17 protein-coding genes are annotated in these 16357 nt (G+C 60.9%); 12 read left to right on the top strand and 5 right to left on the bottom strand.

What is annotated here, in order from left to right; all coding sequences use genetic code 11:
- Positions 1-19: 19 nt before the first annotated feature.
- Positions 20-1138, bottom strand: a complete 1119-nt coding sequence (locus F4V58_RS03865) for an N-acetylglucosamine-6-phosphate deacetylase (RefSeq protein WP_075733520.1) — start codon at positions 1136-1138, stop codon at positions 20-22.
- A gap of 110 nt (positions 1139-1248) precedes the next feature.
- Between F4V58_RS03865 and F4V58_RS03870 the strand changes: the two genes are divergently transcribed.
- The 3 genes from F4V58_RS03870 to F4V58_RS03880 are packed head-to-tail and all read left to right on the top strand — an operon-like array spanning position 1249 to position 3867.
- On the top strand, positions 1249-2190 hold the full coding sequence (locus tag F4V58_RS03870; RefSeq protein ID WP_075733522.1) for a dihydrodipicolinate synthase family protein: 942 nt from the start codon (positions 1249-1251) through the stop codon (positions 2188-2190).
- Positions 2191-3135, top strand: coding sequence for an ROK family protein (locus F4V58_RS03875; protein WP_075733524.1), 945 nt, complete (start codon positions 2191-2193; stop codon positions 3133-3135).
- 12 nt (positions 3136-3147) lie between these two features.
- Entirely contained in the window at positions 3148-3867 is a 720-nt protein-coding gene (locus tag F4V58_RS03880; protein WP_075733526.1) for an N-acetylmannosamine-6-phosphate 2-epimerase, read from the top strand.
- A 194-nt stretch (positions 3868-4061) separates the two neighbouring features.
- Here the strand turns inward: F4V58_RS03880 and F4V58_RS03885 are convergent, their stop codons facing one another.
- Positions 4062-4790, bottom strand: a complete 729-nt coding sequence (locus tag F4V58_RS03885) for a FadR/GntR family transcriptional regulator (protein ID WP_075733528.1) — start codon at positions 4788-4790, stop codon at positions 4062-4064.
- Between the two features lie 290 nt (positions 4791-5080).
- On the opposite strand from F4V58_RS03885, the gene F4V58_RS03890 reads away from it, so the two are divergent.
- The 4 genes from F4V58_RS03890 to F4V58_RS03905 all read left to right on the top strand — a co-directional run bounded on the left by F4V58_RS03890 (position 5081) and on the right by F4V58_RS03905 (position 10750).
- The gene (locus tag F4V58_RS03890) at positions 5081-6709 is read left to right on the top strand and encodes an ABC transporter substrate-binding protein (RefSeq protein WP_075733530.1); all 1629 of its coding nucleotides are present in this window, start codon (positions 5081-5083) and stop codon (positions 6707-6709) included.
- Positions 6710-6909: 200 nt separating this feature from the next.
- On the top strand, positions 6910-7875 hold the full coding sequence (locus F4V58_RS03895; RefSeq protein WP_075733532.1) for an ABC transporter permease: 966 nt from the start codon (positions 6910-6912) through the stop codon (positions 7873-7875).
- Positions 7875-9887: a dipeptide/oligopeptide/nickel ABC transporter permease/ATP-binding protein gene (locus F4V58_RS03900; protein ID WP_075733534.1), complete on the top strand. Its 2013-nt coding sequence runs from the start codon at positions 7875-7877 to the stop codon at positions 9885-9887. Before F4V58_RS03895 ends, F4V58_RS03900 begins: the two co-directional genes overlap by 1 nt.
- A 5-nt stretch (positions 9888-9892) precedes the next feature.
- Positions 9893-10750: an ABC transporter ATP-binding protein gene (locus tag F4V58_RS03905; protein WP_084559673.1), complete on the top strand. Its 858-nt coding sequence runs from the start codon at positions 9893-9895 to the stop codon at positions 10748-10750.
- A gap of 24 nt (positions 10751-10774) precedes the next feature.
- Here F4V58_RS03905 and F4V58_RS03910 read toward each other — a convergent pair whose 3' ends face one another.
- Positions 10775-11659 carry an asparaginase gene (locus F4V58_RS03910; RefSeq protein WP_075733536.1) on the bottom strand — a complete coding sequence of 295 codons (885 nt, stop codon included), beginning with the start codon at positions 11657-11659 and terminating at the stop codon, positions 10775-10777.
- A gap of 109 nt (positions 11660-11768) precedes the next feature.
- Here F4V58_RS03910 and F4V58_RS03915 point away from each other — a divergent pair, with 109 nt between their 5' ends.
- Positions 11769-12401, top strand: coding sequence for a WKL family lipoprotein (locus F4V58_RS03915; protein WP_075733538.1), 633 nt, complete (start codon positions 11769-11771; stop codon positions 12399-12401).
- On the opposite strand, the gene F4V58_RS03920 is transcribed toward F4V58_RS03915, so the two are convergent.
- The gene (locus tag F4V58_RS03920) at positions 12398-13285 is read right to left on the bottom strand and encodes a DUF6263 family protein (protein WP_075733540.1); all 888 of its coding nucleotides are present in this window, start codon (positions 13283-13285) and stop codon (positions 12398-12400) included. The genes F4V58_RS03915 and F4V58_RS03920 overlap by 4 nt on opposite strands.
- Before the next feature lie 32 nt (positions 13286-13317).
- On the opposite strand from F4V58_RS03920, the gene lspA reads away from it, so the two are divergent.
- The 4 genes from lspA to F4V58_RS03940 are packed head-to-tail and all read left to right on the top strand — an operon-like array spanning position 13318 to position 15515.
- A complete protein-coding gene (gene lspA / locus F4V58_RS03925; RefSeq protein ID WP_075733541.1) occupies positions 13318-13821 on the top strand; it encodes a signal peptidase II in 504 nt (167 codons plus the stop codon).
- A gap of 28 nt (positions 13822-13849) precedes the next feature.
- Positions 13850-14728: an RluA family pseudouridine synthase gene (locus F4V58_RS03930; RefSeq protein ID WP_075736481.1), complete on the top strand. Its 879-nt coding sequence runs from the start codon at positions 13850-13852 to the stop codon at positions 14726-14728.
- On the top strand, positions 14725-15222 hold the full coding sequence (locus F4V58_RS03935) for a hypothetical protein (protein ID WP_075733543.1): 498 nt from the start codon (positions 14725-14727) through the stop codon (positions 15220-15222). Before F4V58_RS03930 ends, F4V58_RS03935 begins: the two co-directional genes overlap by 4 nt.
- A 44-nt stretch (positions 15223-15266) precedes the next feature.
- Positions 15267-15515: a hypothetical protein gene (locus F4V58_RS03940; protein ID WP_075733545.1), complete on the top strand. Its 249-nt coding sequence runs from the start codon at positions 15267-15269 to the stop codon at positions 15513-15515.
- Here the strand turns inward: F4V58_RS03940 and rarD are convergent.
- The gene (rarD, locus tag F4V58_RS03945; protein ID WP_075733547.1) at positions 15485-16357 is read right to left on the bottom strand and encodes an EamA family transporter RarD; all 873 of its coding nucleotides are present in this window, start codon (positions 16355-16357) and stop codon (positions 15485-15487) included. The two genes, F4V58_RS03940 and rarD, sit on opposite strands and share 31 nt — an antisense overlap.

Genomic DNA, 16357 nt, shown 5'->3' on the forward strand with positions numbered 1-16357 from the left:
TATATGTGAGGGTGGGTAGTTAGCGGTAGTCGTGAACGGATACAACCGTGCCGTTGGGAGCAAGACACACCAGGTTGGCCGGGTTGCCCACCAGTGCTGGCGGGCCTCCTAACACCCGGGCGGCGTTGGTGGAGGTGTAGGCCACCGCCTCCGCAGCCGTGTGCCGGGCGGCAAAGCGCAGGAATTGCTCCCGCAAGGTGGTGGTGCCGCCGGCAATCGCGCCGGGCGTGCCGGTGGTGGTTGTCAGCCGGGCCACTCCGCCGGCCACGGTGACGGGCAGGGAGCCCAAGATATAGGCGCCATCGTCAAGGCCGGCGGCCTCCATAGCGTCAGTGACGGCAAAGCCGTAGGCGTTTCCGGTGTTCATCAGCATGTCTACGGTGCCGTCAGCCAAGTGCACGCCGTCGCCGATGATTTCCAGGTGCGCGAGCCCCTTACGCGCCGCCGCGATCAGCGCGCCGGCGGTGGCGGGATCGCGGTGGTGAACGGGCGGCATAGCGTTGAACAAGTGCGTTGCCGTGACGGTCACGCCCAGCTCAACGGCGCGTTCGATGACGGCGGTGGTCTCATCGAAGGACGCTGCGGCGTGCCCGAGCGAGGCTATAACGTTGTGCTGGGCGCACAGTTGAAGTAGCTCAAACGCGTTGTCCGTTTCCGGGGCAAAGGTAATGGACCGGACGTTGCCGCCAGAGGCGTCAATTACGCGGGCAAACACCTCCGGGTTGCCGGGCATTATCTTCTCCGGGTTCTGCGCGCCGCACAGACCGGGGTTGATAAAGGGACCTTCCAGGTGGATTCCGGCAATGAGGCCTTCATCCACCAGGGGGGCAAGGCGTTGGACCTGGTACGCCATTTCATCACCGGTAGCGGAGACTAGGCTGGCCAGCAGGGTGGTGGTGCCGTGGGAGCGGTGGAATTTCGCGGCGCGCTGGCAGTCTGCGGTGGTTCCGGTGGGAAAAGCACCAGCGTTGCCGCCGTGGTTGTGAAGATCCACAAAGCCAGGAATGAGATAATTCTCACCCTGCCCCGGAATTTCCTCCACCGCAGTGATGACGCCGGCGGCGTCGAGGGTGAGCTGGGCGTTATCAAAGCAGTGGTCGGGCGTGATGAGCCGGCCTTCGAGTGTGGTGGGGGGCATGGTAACTCCTTTTCAAAAAGTCCCCCCAAAGCCTACCCGAATCATGGAGATAAGACGTATGATGTCGTTAGTAATTTTTTTAACACCGCGCACAGAGGAGAGTTCTTTTTATGTCTAAAGCCACCACGCCATTCCACGGCGTCATTCCCCCTGTCTTGACCCCGTTCAACTCGGACGGCACCCTGGACACCGACTCCCTGCGCAAGCAGGTAGAGCGGCTCATTGAGGCTGGAGTTGACGGGCTGTTTGCCCTGGGCTCATCCGCAGAGGTCGCCTTCTTGACCCGTGAGGTCCGCCGCAAAGCACTGGAGACCATCATCGACCAGAACGCTGGCCGCCTGCCGGTCGTGGCCGGAGTCATTGACATGACCACCCCGCGCGTCCTCCAACACGTCGAGGACGCCAAAGCACTTGGCGCCGATGCCCTCGTGGCCACCGCCCCCTTCTATGTGCGCACCCACCTCACCGAAATTGAGGACCACTTCCGCGCCATCCACGACGCCGCCCCGGAATTGGAGCTTTTTGCCTACAACCTGCCCGTCTCCGTCCACGTAGTGCTGGACATCCCCATGCTCATGCGCCTGGCCGCGGACGGCGTGCTCAAGGGCGTCAAAGACTCCGGCGGCAATGACGGCTACACCCGCGCACTGGTGGCCGCCCGCCGTGACGCCGACCTGGCCGAATTCGTGGTCCTCACCGGTTCTGAGATGACCGTGGACATGGCCTACCTAGCCGGCTGCGACGGCGTCGTTCCAGGTCTGGGCAACGTAGACCCGTACGCCTACGTCGAGCTCAACGACCTGTGCACCGACGGCAAGTGGAAGGAAGCGGTTGCCCTCCAAGAGCGCATCAACAAGCTCATGGCAGTGGCCTTTGTGGGAGATTCCGGCCGGATGGGCGGCTCCGCTGCCGGACTGGGTGGCTTCAAGTCTGCCCTGCACCACCTGGGAGTCTTTACCACTCCGCTCATGTCTCCTACCCACGTTCCTCTCAACGATGAGGAGCACGCGAAGGTAGCCTCCATCGTTGACACCTACGCGCACGGAGTCTAAATGGCTTATACGCTTGCCTTCGATATCGGCGGCACCAAAATTGCCTACGGCGCCGTGTCTGACAAGTACCCCGAAGAAGTGGTGTGTACTGGCACCATTGCTGCGCAACCCGAAGGCTCCACCCTGGCGGCCGAATTCGATCGCAGCGTGGGCCTGGCGTTGGCAGCTGCCCGGGAGGCGGGTATTGAACCGCACCGGGTGGGCATCGGCGCGCCGGGCATTGTGCGCGAGGGAGCCATCTTGCGCTCCGGACCAACCGCGCCCGGATGGCAGGGCACAGTCCTGGCGGATCTGGTGGGCAAGCATACCGACGCGCCCATAGCCAGCGGCAATGACGTGCGGATTTGGGCCTACGGCGAGCACCACTTTGGCATCGGCAGGAAGCTGGCCGGGCGGGTTTTCTATATCTCGCTCGGAACCGGTGTGGGCGGCGCGATCGTTGAAGACGGCCAGCTCATGGGCGGGTCCACCGGTTCAGCTGGGGAATTCTCCGAGCTGCTGGTGGCGGACTTGCGCGGCCACGCTGACCGGGCGGAAAGCGTATGCTCCGGCACCGGCTTGGCCCGGTACTACAACGTCCTTGCCGCTGACCCGGACTTCACGGGCATCATCGCCTGGGACCGGCCGGCCAAGGAAGGCGACCTTGACCTCTACGCCATCATGGAACGCTACCACGCGGGTGAGGAACTAGCCCGCAACGTGGTGGACGGAAACCTCCGGGGCCTGGGCCGGGCGCTGGCTGGGCTGGCGTTTGGCTTTGACCTCGATGCGGTAGTAATTGGCGGGGGAGTAGCCGGGATTGGGGACCCCGTATTTGCCGCGGTGAGGGAAGCCTTCTCCGCCGGGGCAGTAGATACCCACAAAGACATTCCAATTGTTCCTTCGGCGCTAGGCGGAATGGCTCCCCTGGTGGGGGCTGCGGCTTATGCTCGGGACAAAGCTTAATAGGAGAGAAAAATGTTTCAATTCACAGCAACCGACATAGCTGGGCGCCGCCAGGAGATAATTGACCTGGTGCGCGGAAACCTTATTGTTTCCGTGCAGGCACCGGACGGGCACGCCATGCGCGATACCCACACGCTGACCCACGTGGCCCGTGCGTGCGTTGACGGCGGCACGCCCGCCATTCGTTGCGGCGGTTACGGCGGGACGCCGGATATCGCGTCCATCGCCAAGGCCGTGGATGTGCCCGTCTTTGGCCTTACCAAGGAAGGCGATACCGGCGTGTATATCACCCCCACGCGCGAATCAGTGCGGGCGGTTGCCAAGGCCGGGGCAGCGGTAGTCTGCGCCGATGCCACCTTCCGCGACCGCCCAGACGGCTCCACCTTTGCGGAGTTGGTTGCGGTGGCCCACGAGCAAGGCGTGCTGATGATGGCCGACTGCGCCACTCCTGAGGAAATGGCGGCGGCTCACCGGGATGGTGCCGATATCATCTCTACCACCCTGGCTGGGTACACCGAGCACCGGGAAAAGACTGAAGGCCCGGATTTTGAGTGCCTGGCTATGGGGCGGTCTTTGGTGGGCCCCGAGGCCTTTGTTATCGGGGAGGGGCGTTTCCACACGCCGGAGCTGGTAGCTGAAGGCGTGGCGCGCGGCGCCGACGCCGTTATTGCGGGCACCGCAATTACTGATCCAGGGTGGATCACCGCACGCTTTGCGGCCGCGCTGCGGTAGCATCTCAGAAGAACGCCTGAAAAGGCACCGGCCCCGTTTCCGGCCTTCCACTGGGAGGGTGGTTAGCGGGGCCGGTTGCTTAGCTACGGCGCGGTTGGGGGCTACGGCGCGGTTGCTTAGCTACGGCGCGGTTGGGGGCTAAGGCGCGGTAGCTTGGCTACGGCGCGGTTGGGGGCTACGGCGCGGTAGCTTGGCTACGGCGCGGTTGGGGATTCGGGCGTGTCGGGGGAAGGTACGTGGCTAGCAATTGCCCGCAGCAACGGTGCGTAGTGGCGGGTGACCACGCGCCGGTACTGCTCAACGTCCTTGTTGCTCAAGGCGTCGATAAGGGCTTCGTGGGCTTCGATAGTCTGCTCGATATCCTCGGGCATAGACACTTCCATCAGTGGCAGTACATCCATGTGTACCTGCCAAAAGGCGTCGGAGAGCTCGCGGATGAGGACGTTGGATATACGCGACTGTAAAGTGCTGTGAAAGGCGCGATCTTCGGTGGCAAAGGACTTTCCGGCGGCGAACTGCGCGCGCATTTCGCAGACCAACTCACGCAATTGTTCAACATCAACGTCGCGAAAATTCTCCACTAATTCCTCCGCCATGGACAGATCCAGGGCAACGCGGGTTTCCACCACGTCGCGCAGGCGGGCGAGTGAATTTTTGGAGTCCAAAGTGATGCGCAGCACCATTCCGGCCACCAGGGGGGACAGGGACATCGCGCCCACGTAGGTGCCGTGCCCGTGGCGAACCTCAACCACGTCGAGGCTGGAGAGGATGCGAACGGCCTCTCGCACACTGGAACGGGAAAAGCCTAGTTCTTCGCAGAGCTTTGTTTCCGTGGGGAGGGGATCCCCTGGCTTGAGTCGATGCCTTTTGATGTAGTCGGTTATCCCGTCTACAGCCTGTGCGGCGGCGCCTGTGCGTTTCACTGGTGGTCCTTTCGCGCGAAGATTTCCCAATAGTTTCCTCGGGTTGGACCCTGATAGCAACCGCGGAGGTTCCCCCGGTTGGGGGTAAGCTGGTGGCTGTTGTGGGGCAAATAGAGGGTTAACTACCGGTAAATCGGCAATTTTTCTCCAGTTTACTAGACGAATGTCTGATGTCTGACATATCCTGTGGTTACGTTCATAACGTGCACGACACTATGAGGCCACTCACTCGAGGGGTGTTAAGTGCCGTTCGTACGCCACCATCGGCTCTACTTGAAAGGACATGAACGATGTCTAAGAAAGTTTCTCTCTTCCGTAAGATTGGTGCGCTGTCTGCAGCCGCCGGTATCGCAGCCACTCTTGCTGCCTGTGCTCCTGCTGACAAGGCAGAGGATTCCGCTTCCGGTTCCTCCGCATCTTCCGATGACAACGCAGCTACCGCTGGTGAAGTCAACGAAGACGGCACCATTCGCGCCGCCATCTCTTATGAGTTGGGCACCAACGGTTACGACCCAATGACCACCACCGCAGCGCTGACCATCGCGGCTAACTGGCACACCCTAGAGGGTCTGACCGAGCTAGACCCCACCGATGGTTCCACCTACGCAGCCCTCGCCGCTGAGCTTCCTGAGCCTTCCGAGGACACCGAGATCACCGTTGAGCTACGCGACGGCGCAAAGTTCTCTGACGGCACTGACATCACCGCTGAGGACGTCGTTTACTCCTTCGAGCGCGTTATGGACCCAGCGAACAACTCCCTGTACGCCTCCTTCATTGAGTTCATTGAATCCGTAGAGGCTGACGGTGACAACGCTGTGAAGTTCAAGCTGAAGTACCCAACCGGCGTATTCGCAGAGCGTCTTTCCGTTGTCAAGATCGTGCCAAAGGCACTGGTCGAAAAGGACCCAGAGGCATTCGACTTCAACCCAGTTGGCTCCGGTCCTTTCAAGATGACCGACAACGGTGGTGCCACCAACACCGTCAAGTTCGAGCGTAACGAGCACTACAACGGCCCACGCCCAGCACGGGCTGCGGATATGGCGTGGGACATCATCCCTGACGCATCCACCCGCATCAACTCCCTGCAGTCCGACCAGGTCCAGGCAATCGACTCCGTGCCTTACCTGAACATCGCTCAGCTGGAGCAGGCTGAGGACCTCAAGTCCCAGCAGGGCTTCGGTTTGCTATTTGCCATGTTCAATAATGACGAGTCCAACCAGTTCTCTCAGAAGGAAGCCCGCCAGGCATTCCTCTACGCCATTGACATGGACACCCTCATCCAGAACGCTATGCAGGGCCAGGCCAGCCCAGCTACCTCCTTCCTGCATGAGAACCACCCGAACTACAACAAGGCTTCCACTGTCTACTCCTACGATGAGGCAAAGGCCAAGGAACTGTTCGAAAAGGCTGGTGTAACCAAGCTGCGTCTCCTGGTTACTGACCACGACTGGGTCAAGGCAATCACCCCGCTCATCGAGCAGGATCTGAAGAAGCTTGGTCTTGAGGTCGAGTTCACCCAGAAGAAGTCCTCTGACGTCTACAACACCATTGACGGCAACCCGGATTCCTACGACGTTGTTATCGCCCCAGGCGACCCATCCGTATTCGGTAATGACCCAGACCTGCTTATGCGCTGGTGGTACGGAAACGACACCTGGACCAAGACCCGTATGAACTGGTCCGGTGAGTCCTACGACAAGGTTCAAGACCTGCTTTCGAAGGGCATCCAGTCCACCGACAAGAGCGAACAGCAGGAAATCTGGAACGAGACCTATGACGTCTTGTCCGAGGAAGTTCCTCTCTACCCGCTGCTGCACCGCAAGGCACCTACCGCGTGGGACAGCGAGACCCTGGTTGACTTCGAGCCAATCTCCCTGACCGGCTTGTACTTCCTCGAAGTTGGGACCACCCAGGAATAATCTTCCACCAATTCCGTGACACGCCCGCTTTCAAGGATGTAACAGGAACTGCACTTGCAAGTTCGTTTTCTGTCTTGCAAAGCGGGCGTTTCTCACTGCCATCAGGGTACCTATGCCTCCTACCTAGGCAACTACGGTGGGGAGCGTAAGGCACCCGTGATGGCCACCCAACCCTTTTCCAAGCAAAGGCTTTTTAAAACATGTCCAACTTGATTCGACTAATTGGTAGGCGCCTTGTCGCGCTGCCAATCATGGTCCTCGGAGTTACGTTCCTGGTGTTTTTCATCATGTCGTTCTCCCCAGCGGATCCCGCGCGCCTCGCACTAGGTGAGGCGGCATCGCCAGAAGCGCTCGAAGCCTACCGTGAGTCCAACGGACTCAACGACCCACTGCTGGTTCGCTACGGCCGTTTCCTTACCAACATGGTCCAAGGCGACCTGGGAACCTCATCCGGCGGCGTCCCAGTCACCGAAATGATCGCCCGCGCCTTCCCGATTACCCTCCAGCTGACCTTCGCCGGTCTGATCCTGGCCGTTATCGTGGCGCTTATTTTTGGCGTCATCGCCGCTATCTACCGCGATAAGTGGGCAGACCAGTTAATCCGCGTGTTCTCCATTGCAGCTCTCGCGACGCCCTCCTTCTGGCTGGCAATCTTGCTTATCCAGTGGTTGGGTACCATCCCGGGCGGTTGGGGAATGTTCCCGGCCATCGTGGGCCGCTGGGTGTCTTTCTTCGATGACCCCCAGACGTGGAGCAACAACATCTTCCTACCTGCACTGGCGCTGGCTGTTCCAGTAGCCGGTTCGCTCACCCGCGTGGTCCGCACCTCCATGGTGGAGGAGCTGGACAAAGACTACGTTCGTACCGCCATTGGTGCCGGTATCCCACGCGGTACCGTGATCTCCCGCAACGTATTGCGTAACGCGCTGATTACCCCAATTACCGTGCTGGGTCTGCGCGTGGGCTACCTCATGGGTGGCGCAGCCGTGATTGAAATTATCTTCAACATCAAGGCAATGGGCCAGCTCATCCTTGACGGCGTAGTCCGAAACGACGTCTTCCTAGTTCAGGGTGTCACCTTGGTCGTGGCAGTGGCGTTTATCCTCATCAACATCGTCGTTGACATCCTCTACGTGTTGGTCAACCCACGGATTAGGAGCATCTAATGCTTAGAGAGAAAACTACTCAGAAGCTGGAGAGCAAGGCCGGCGCTCGTTTCGCTGGATTTAAAAAGCTCCCCCTGAAATCCAAGATTTCCATGTTCGTCCTGGCGCTAGTGGTGCTTGGGGCCATTTTTGCACCGCTGATTGCACCACATGATCCGCTGCAAACGGGACCGCCGGTCCTGCCGCCATCAGCCGAGCACCCCTTCGGTACCGACTCCGTGGGCCGTGACGTGCTTTCCCGAATCATCTTCGGTGCGCGCTCCTCGCTGCTCATCGGCCTGTTCGCTACCGGCCTGGCGCTTGCCTTTGCTGCGGTTCTAGGCTCCATAGCTGCCACCGCTGGCAAAGCAGTTTCCGAAATTCTTATGCGCATCCTGGACATCGTGATGTCCTTCCCGGCAATCGCGCTGGCTGCCGTATTCGTGGCGGTATGGGGCAACAACGTTGCCATCCTGATTTTTGCCATCGGCTTTGTCTACACCCCGCAGCTTTCGCGTATCGTGCGCGCTAACGTGCTGGGTCAATTCGGTGAAGACTACGTCTCCGCCTCCCGCGTGATGGGTGCTTCCACCGCGCACATTTTGTTCAAGCAGGTAGCCCGCAACTGTATCGCTCCCGTGCTGGTGTTCGCCACCGTGCTGGTTGCCGATGCCATCGTGCTTGAGGCCTCACTATCGTTTATCAACGCCGGCGTTGCGCCCCCGGCTCCGTCCTGGGGCAACATCTTGTCCAACGGCCAGTCCGTGCTGTTAACCGGCGCGTGGTGGCCCACCTTCTTCCCGGGCCTGATGCTGCTTATCACCGTGCTGTGCCTGAACATCATGTCTGAAGGCATGACCGACGCCATGGCGTCACCACCGGCCCGTAAGCCTATTTCCGATGACGCCCGTGCGGCAGCGGAAGCAGCCAAGGCCAGCAACGTCAAGACCCTGGGCCAGACTTCCCGCGAAGAGTCGGAGAAGGCACTGCGGGTTTCTCTGGAAGCCCTGCGTGAATCTGAGAGCCAGTACGGAAACCGTGCTGTCTTCGAAGGCGACCCAACCCCGCTCCTTGAGGTCAAGGACCTGCGGATTAGCTTCCCGGGCGCCCACGGCGACGTCAAGATTGTTGATGGCGTGAATTTCAAAGTAGCCCCAGGTGAAACCATGGGCCTGGTGGGCGAGTCCGGTTGTGGTAAGTCCATTTCCGCGATGTCCATCATGGGCCTGCTCCCAGAGTCCGCTGTTATTGAAGGTGAGATCCTCTACGACGGCAAGAACCTGTTGGAAATCTCCAACAAGGAGCACAACGACCTGCGTGGACACGAAATCGCCATGATTTACCAGGATGCTTTGTCTTCCCTCAACCCGTCCATGCTGATTAAGTCTCAGCTGGAGCAGCTGACCAAGCGTGGCGGCAAGCGCGAACCACGTGAGTTGTTGGAACTGGTGGGCCTGGATCCGGACCGTACGCTCAAGTCTTACCCACACGAGCTTTCGGGTGGTCAGCGCCAGCGCGTGCTGATTGCTATGGCCTTGACCCGTAACCCCCGCCTGCTCATCGCTGATGAGCCCACCACCGCACTGGACGTCACCGTTCAAAAGCAGGTTGTGGAGTTGCTCAATGAGCTACGCGAAAAGCTTGGGTTTGCCATGATCTTCGTATCCCACGACCTGGCACTGGTTGCCCGGCTGGTCCACAAGATTACGGTCATGTACGCCGGTCAGGTGGTGGAGCAGGGCAAGACCGCCGAGGTACTCGAGCACCCAACGCACGAGTACACCCGCGGTTTGCTGGGCGCCGTGCTTTCCGTGGAAGCCAACGCCGACCGCCTCTACCAGGTGCCGGGCACCGTGCCTTCACCAACCGAGTTCGTAGACGGCGACCGCTTCGCACCGCGTTCCTCGCACCCAGAGGTTGGTATCCATGAGAAACCAACTTTGCGCCTGGTAGGCGATGACAAGAATTCCACGCACTACTACGCCACCACCGATGAGCTGCTCGCAGTTCAGGCCAAAGAGAAGGAGGCCTAAATATCATGGGTAAAGCAGTTCCCCTAGGGGCAACCACCGACGCTCCGCGTGATATCGCCTACAAAAAAGAGCTGGGCCAGCCCATCTTGGAGCTCAAAGACACCAGCGTGACGTTCAAGACCCGTACTGGTGGCCTCTTTAGTCCTAACAAGGTCCACGCCAATAAAAACATCAACTTCCAGGTTTACCGCAATGACATTGTGGGGATTGTGGGCGAGTCAGGCTGTGGCAAGTCCACCCTGGCCAAGGTGATGATTGGTTTGCAAAAGCCCACCAGCGGGGAGGTCTTGTTCAAGGGCAATCCCATCAAGGGCCGCGGCCACACCCGCAAGGAAATGGGCCGGTCTATCTCCGTGGTATTCCAGGACCCGGCCACCTCGCTGAACCCGCGCATGAGCGTGCAGCAGCAGCTGTTGGATCCGCTTAATGTGCACGGTATCGGCAGCCCGGCTGAGCGCCAGGCGCGCGTGTCCGACCTGCTTGCTTTGGTTGGCATGCCGCAGTCCGCGCTGAATGTGTTGCCGCGCCAGATTTCCGGCGGACAGCGCCAGCGTGTGGCTATTGCCCGCGCTCTGGCCCTGGACCCGGACATCATCATCGCCGATGAACCGACTTCGGCGCTGGACGTGTCCGTTCGCGCCCAGGTGCTCAACCTGCTGCTCGATCTGAAGCGCGAGCTGGGGCTGGGGTTGGCGTTTATCTCCCACGACATCAACACCGTGCGTTACGTATCTGACCGCATTTGCGTCATGCTAGGTGGAGAGATCGTGGAAGAAAATACCACCGAGCAAATCTTCGATAATCCGCAGCATCCCTACACGAAGAAGCTGCTCAGCGCAGTTCCTTCGCTGCTAGGGGAGTAGATTTCCTAAACATTCGGGCCCGGTTCAAGCAAAAAGCTTGGCCGGGTCCGTTTGCGTTGCTAAGGCAGCCGCCAGCACTATCCGGGCTTGGCCGGGGCGCAAGCGGCCGGCGTTAATCGCGCCTTTGTCCGCGAGCGTGTTTCCCCCGCCGGCCCCGCCGTAGATAAGCTCCACCGGCCCCGCCGCAACACGCGTGGAGATGACCACTTTCACGCCGGCGTCCAGTGCCCGGTCCAGTGCCGCGGCCATCTGCGGGCCTACGTTGCCCGACCCCATGGCCGCCACCACTATCCCGGCGTAGCCCGCGGCAACGGCGGCGTCCACCATGTCGCCTGGGGCTCCAGGGTAGGCGTAGATGATAGTGACCTTTTCCTCCGCCAACCTAGCCCGGGGCAAAGGTAGGCAGTTAGGCGCTGTGGTCTCAGGCGCGGTGAAGGCATTGAGTGATTGCGTATGCTGCTTGGTAGCCCCCCACGCGGGCACCGTGGCACCGCCGAAGTGGATGAACACCCCTCCCGTTCCAGGGGCAACGGATAAGGCTCCGCGCAGGTTACCGGGGCCATCTGGCGCGGGGGCGTCGAAGGGCCGCTGCGCGCCGGTAAGGATGACCGGCGTGCGCCCGGCATGGAACAACGCCAGTGCCACGGCGGTTTCTTCCATGGAGTCGGTGCCGTGGGTGACCACCACGCGCGTAACTTCCGGGCGACTGGCGTAATCTTCCACGCATTCCACGAGCTCATCTACGTCGTGCAAGGTCATGGCGCTGGAATCTAGTTGGCGGAAATCCACCGCTTCTACCGGTGCGTCAACGAGTGCGGCTAGGTCCGCTGCTGATTTGGTGGGCTCTAACGCCCCGTTAATGCTGGTGCAGGCGATAGTCCCGCCGGTGGAAATGAGAATATTGGTCATAAAACCCAGACTACTGCACAAGCTCACAGTGCCAACACGGGGATTTTCCAGCCTTGCTTGCTAAAGTTGGGGTTTGCATTTAAAAGATGATTAAAGGAGAACCCCCATAGTGAAAGCTCATCAGCTTCGCACGTTTGCCCTCTTAGCTACTGCCGGTATTGCGCTTTCGGCATGCTCGGCTGAATCCGCCGAAGATAGCGCTACGACGCAGGGCTCGCAGACCACCACCGCTGCGGCACCGGCACAAGACACGGCAACGGCACCAGAGCTTCCGTCCGCAGCGGATCTCAACGCCGTTCTTGCCCGTGCAATTGACCCGCACCTTCCCATTGAGGAAAAGGTAGCCTCCGTGCAGGGCGGTGAGCAGGCGCCCGAGCTTTTTGACCTGATGGCCTCGTCTCAGGCGGAGTCCGGCGCTACTTTCGAGGTAGTAGATCCCGTGCTACCCGGCTACACGCCAGATTCCGTTTTGGCAACAGCGCGGATGATGATTCCCGAGCAGCCGGATCAGATTGCTGAAAACGTGGAATTTATCTACGAGGGCGGTTCTTGGAAGCTTTCCCAATCCTGGGCATGCACGTTGGTGTCCAACACCGTTGCCCCGGAGCAGGTTCCCCCGATGTGCTCGGCGCAGGCTACTGCCCAGGATCCGGCCCTTGCCGGCGAGCAGGTGCCGGAGCAACCCGCGCCCGATGCCCCGCCGGCTGACGCCCCAGCCCCCGAAGCACCGCCAGCAGGCTAGCTAAAACGCACCTTTGTCGCCGTAGTTTGGATTACCCGAACTGCGGCGTCTTTTTGTCCGTAGATGACCGTGGTGGTGACATCGACCTCCCCGGCCACGGGGAGGGGCTTAGTCAAATCCACGGTGAGGGTTCCCGTGGACTCGGACTGGGTGTTTAAAACGTCGACCGACTGGCCATCGGCAAGTTGGAGCGCACCTAGGCTGGGGCGCTGAGAAATGTCCACGTCTAGGGTGGCCTGGTTATCCTTGTACGAAACTAGCCGGTAAGTGGTGGTTTGCAGCAACGTGTTGTCCCCGGTGACGCGGCTTTCCACAGTCCACGTTGCCCCCGGCGCGATGGGATCAGTGGGAAAGACCACCTGGTGCGCCACAAGCTTCAGGATTGCCTGCTCTGCGGCCGCGCGATCCTCGTCGCTAGCCTGCTTCGGTGCCGCCAGGCGCAGGGAGGAGGCCTGCCCGGAATCCACCGCGCGCCAACCGAACTGGAACCCTTCTGCCGTGGGAATGTCCGGAGTCGCTTGAACCTTGGCAAAGACGTTGCGGGTGGCTGGGGCCTGGCCACTAGCGGCATCGGACGCCGGGGTGACCTCAATGTTTAGCGGTAGCGTGACTGCTGCCGTCGCAACACTGGGGTGGAAACCGTCCGCCGCCGCAGCCTGGATCACGTCTTGGTTAAACCCCTCAGACACCGCCACAGATACCTCTTGGGCGGAATCAATATCCGTAAAAGCCATAACCTGTTGTTGCCCGTCGCCGGGAGCAGTTACGCTTACCCGCGGGGCATCTAGCGGTGCTCCCACGGCTTCTTCGACCGGAGGACCAGGAGGGGAATAGTCACATCCGGCAAGCGCGAGCGACAAGACAATAGCTACAACACGTTTCATACATTCCAAAATACCCGAGTGCTATCTCTACAATGGTTCAAGTGAGTAAAAGATATGTAGGCATGATGGCGGCAATCATCGCGGCGATAGCCGTTCTAGACCAAGCCACCAAGGCGTTAATGCTGTCCATTTTGACACCGGGGGAGCCCCTTAGCGTGATTGGTGATTGGTTCAGGTTCTACCTTCTTTTCAACCCCGGCGCTGCCTTCTCCATGGGCGGGGACGGCTCCACCTGGTTGTTTACCACCATCCAGCTGGTATTCGTGGTGGGCGTGGCCATTGCCGCGCCCCGGATTACCGACCGCGGTCAGGCCGTGGGCTTGGCCATGATTGCCGGGGGAGCGCTGGGCAATTTGATTGACCGGTTGTTCCGGGAGCCGGGATTTTGGTTTGGCCACGTGGTGGACTTCATCTCCGTCGGGGACTTTGCCATCTTCAACGTGGCTGACGCCTTTATCACCGTGGGAGTGGTGGTGTTTATCCTGGCCATGTTCTTAAGCGATAGGAAGGAGGCCGCGCGTGCGCGAAAGTCGTAGGTTGCCCGTCCCGGAGGGCCTGGATGGGATGCGCGCGGACGCCGCGCTGGCCAAGCTGCTGGGGCTCTCCCGTGCCAAGGCCGCAGCGTTGTGCGAGGCCGGTGAGGTGGAAACATCCGGCCGTGTGCTGGGAAAAGCTGACCGGCTGGAGGCCGGCGGGTGGGTGGACGTCATTATGCCTGCGCCCGAGGAACCTCTGATCCCCAGAGAAGAACTGGTTGAGGGCATGGACGTGCTGTATGCGGATGAGGACATAATCTGTATTTATAAACCGGTGGGCGTGGTAGCTCACCCCACGGTGGGGTGGGAGGGGCCCACGGTTATCGGCGGGCTGCGGGCTGCGGGCTATCAGCTTGCCGATGCCGGGCCTACCGAACGCAAAGGCATAGTCCACCGTTTAGACGTAGGCACCTCCGGCGTGATGGTGGTGGCGGCCTCGGAGCGCGCCTACTCCCAGCTCAAGGCGGCGTTCAAGAGGCGGTCGGTAACCAAGACTTACCACGCCGTGGTGCAAGGGCTGCCGGATCCCATCGAGGGCATCATTGACGCGCCCATCGGCCGGCACCCTTCCTCCGGCTGGAAGTTCGCGGTGGTGGATGGGGGAAAGCACGCGGTGACCCACTACGAGTTGGTGGAGGCATTCCGCGAAGCAAGTTTGATCAAGGTACACCTGGAAACCGGGCGCACACACCAGATCCGCGTCCACATGTCCGCGGTAGGACACCCGTGCGTGGGGGACCCCATGTATGGTTCTGACCCCAACTTGGCCAAGCGCTTGGGGCTGACGCGCCAGTGGCTGCACGCGGTGACTCTTGGGTTTGACCACCCGGGGACCGGAAAGCCTTTCGAAATCAGTGCGCCCTACCCGGAGGATTTGCATCACGCCGTAGAGGTTTTGCGCGGATGAGGCCGCTGGCGTTGGCGGCCGCTGGCCTGGCCGCACTGGTACTGGCCTTGGGTGTGTTTGGGGACAAAGGCCTCACCTCCATCCAGGGTGATGCCGTGGGTCCGGAAACCCGAGAAACCAAGACCCAGTACGTGGAGCGTGCCGAAGACGCGCTGGCAATGACTGCGGCACCCGGCTACGCCATGGTGGCGTTTAAATACCCCTTGCGGCCCGACCAGGCCGCCCGCGCGGTTGATGGAGTGCAACGGGTGGGGGCCATGTTCGCGCCCGACACCGGGCTAGTGCCTTTGCCTGAGCCGGTGGCCGGAACCGGGCGCGCGGACGTGCTTTCCACCGCTCTGGGAACCAACGCCGGGGGCCTTAGCGCTGTGGTCATCTTTGACACCCCGGAGGCCATGCGGGCTATCGCGCAACGTGGCGAGGTCCTGGCAGTTGAGCCGGCCCCCGCTGATTCCGCGTGGGGAGCTTTTGCGGTGCGTCCGCCAAACTTTTGAAACCCGCGCCGGGGATAGCTAGCGGGGTCGGTTAGGATGGGCGCATGAAGAAATTTCGCGAGTGGCCGGGCAACTTTAAGTTCGCGGTAGTTTGCGGCGCGGCGGCGGTGCTAGCAGGCGTGTTTTTGCTGTGCATAGGTCAAAGCGGCATGGACTATGCCATGGCTGGGGTGGCTATCGCGGGCGGGCTCGTGGTAGTGCTGGGTGCGCCAGCGTGGGGGCTCAACGACCATGAGGAAACCGCCAGGCGCAAGCGCGCCCGTCAGGCCCGCGCGGAGCTGCGGCGCCGCTGAGTTTGCAGGCGGGCCAAATCCGCGATGTACAGGCCCACGGCCACGCCAATGATGGCAAAGCCTATCCAGCGGTGCACCGAGAAATGCTCGCCCACCACTGCCAGTGCCCACAGCATCTGCATACACGGGGTGAGGTACTGCAACATGCCGATGGTAGCCAGCGGTAGCTTCTTGGCACCCTGCGCAAAGCAGATGAGGGGCAAGGCAGTAACCACCCCGGAGGAGATCATCAACGCGGTATGCGTAGCGCCAAAACCCACAAACGTGCCGCCCCCGGTTGCCTCCAACCAGGTGATGTATGCCAGCGCCACCGGCAGCATGACTATTGTCTCAGCGGCTACCGACACCGTCGAGGTCACGTTAATCTGCTTTTTCAACAGCCCATAGCCACCAAAGCTGGCCGCCAGCGCCAAGGAAATGATGGGAGCCTGGCCCGTGAAGAAGGTGAGATAGATCACGGCCGAAAAGGCTATACCCACCGCCACCGACTGGCCCGGCCGCAGCCGCTCTTTGAGAAATACCAGCCCCAGGGCCACGGAGACTAGGGGGTTGATGAAGTACCCCAGGGCGGCATCGGAAACATGTTCGGTGTTGACCGCAAGCACGTAGGTGCCCCAGTTGACCGAGATAAACAGGCCAGCCGCGCCCAACCACGCCCACTCGCGGCGCGTCAGGTTAGCCAGCTCGCGCCAGCGGCCGGTGACCACCAGATAGACCGTGACCCACACGGCTGTCCACACAACACGGTGTGCCAGAATCTCCACCGGGCTGGCGGGTAACAGCAGCGGGAAGAAGGCGGGGAAAAATCCCCACATAATATAAGCAGCAAGAGCGAAAATCAT

This window comes from Corynebacterium phocae (assembly GCF_008693075.1).
Lineage (GTDB): Bacteria > Actinomycetota > Actinomycetes > Mycobacteriales > Mycobacteriaceae > Corynebacterium > Corynebacterium phocae.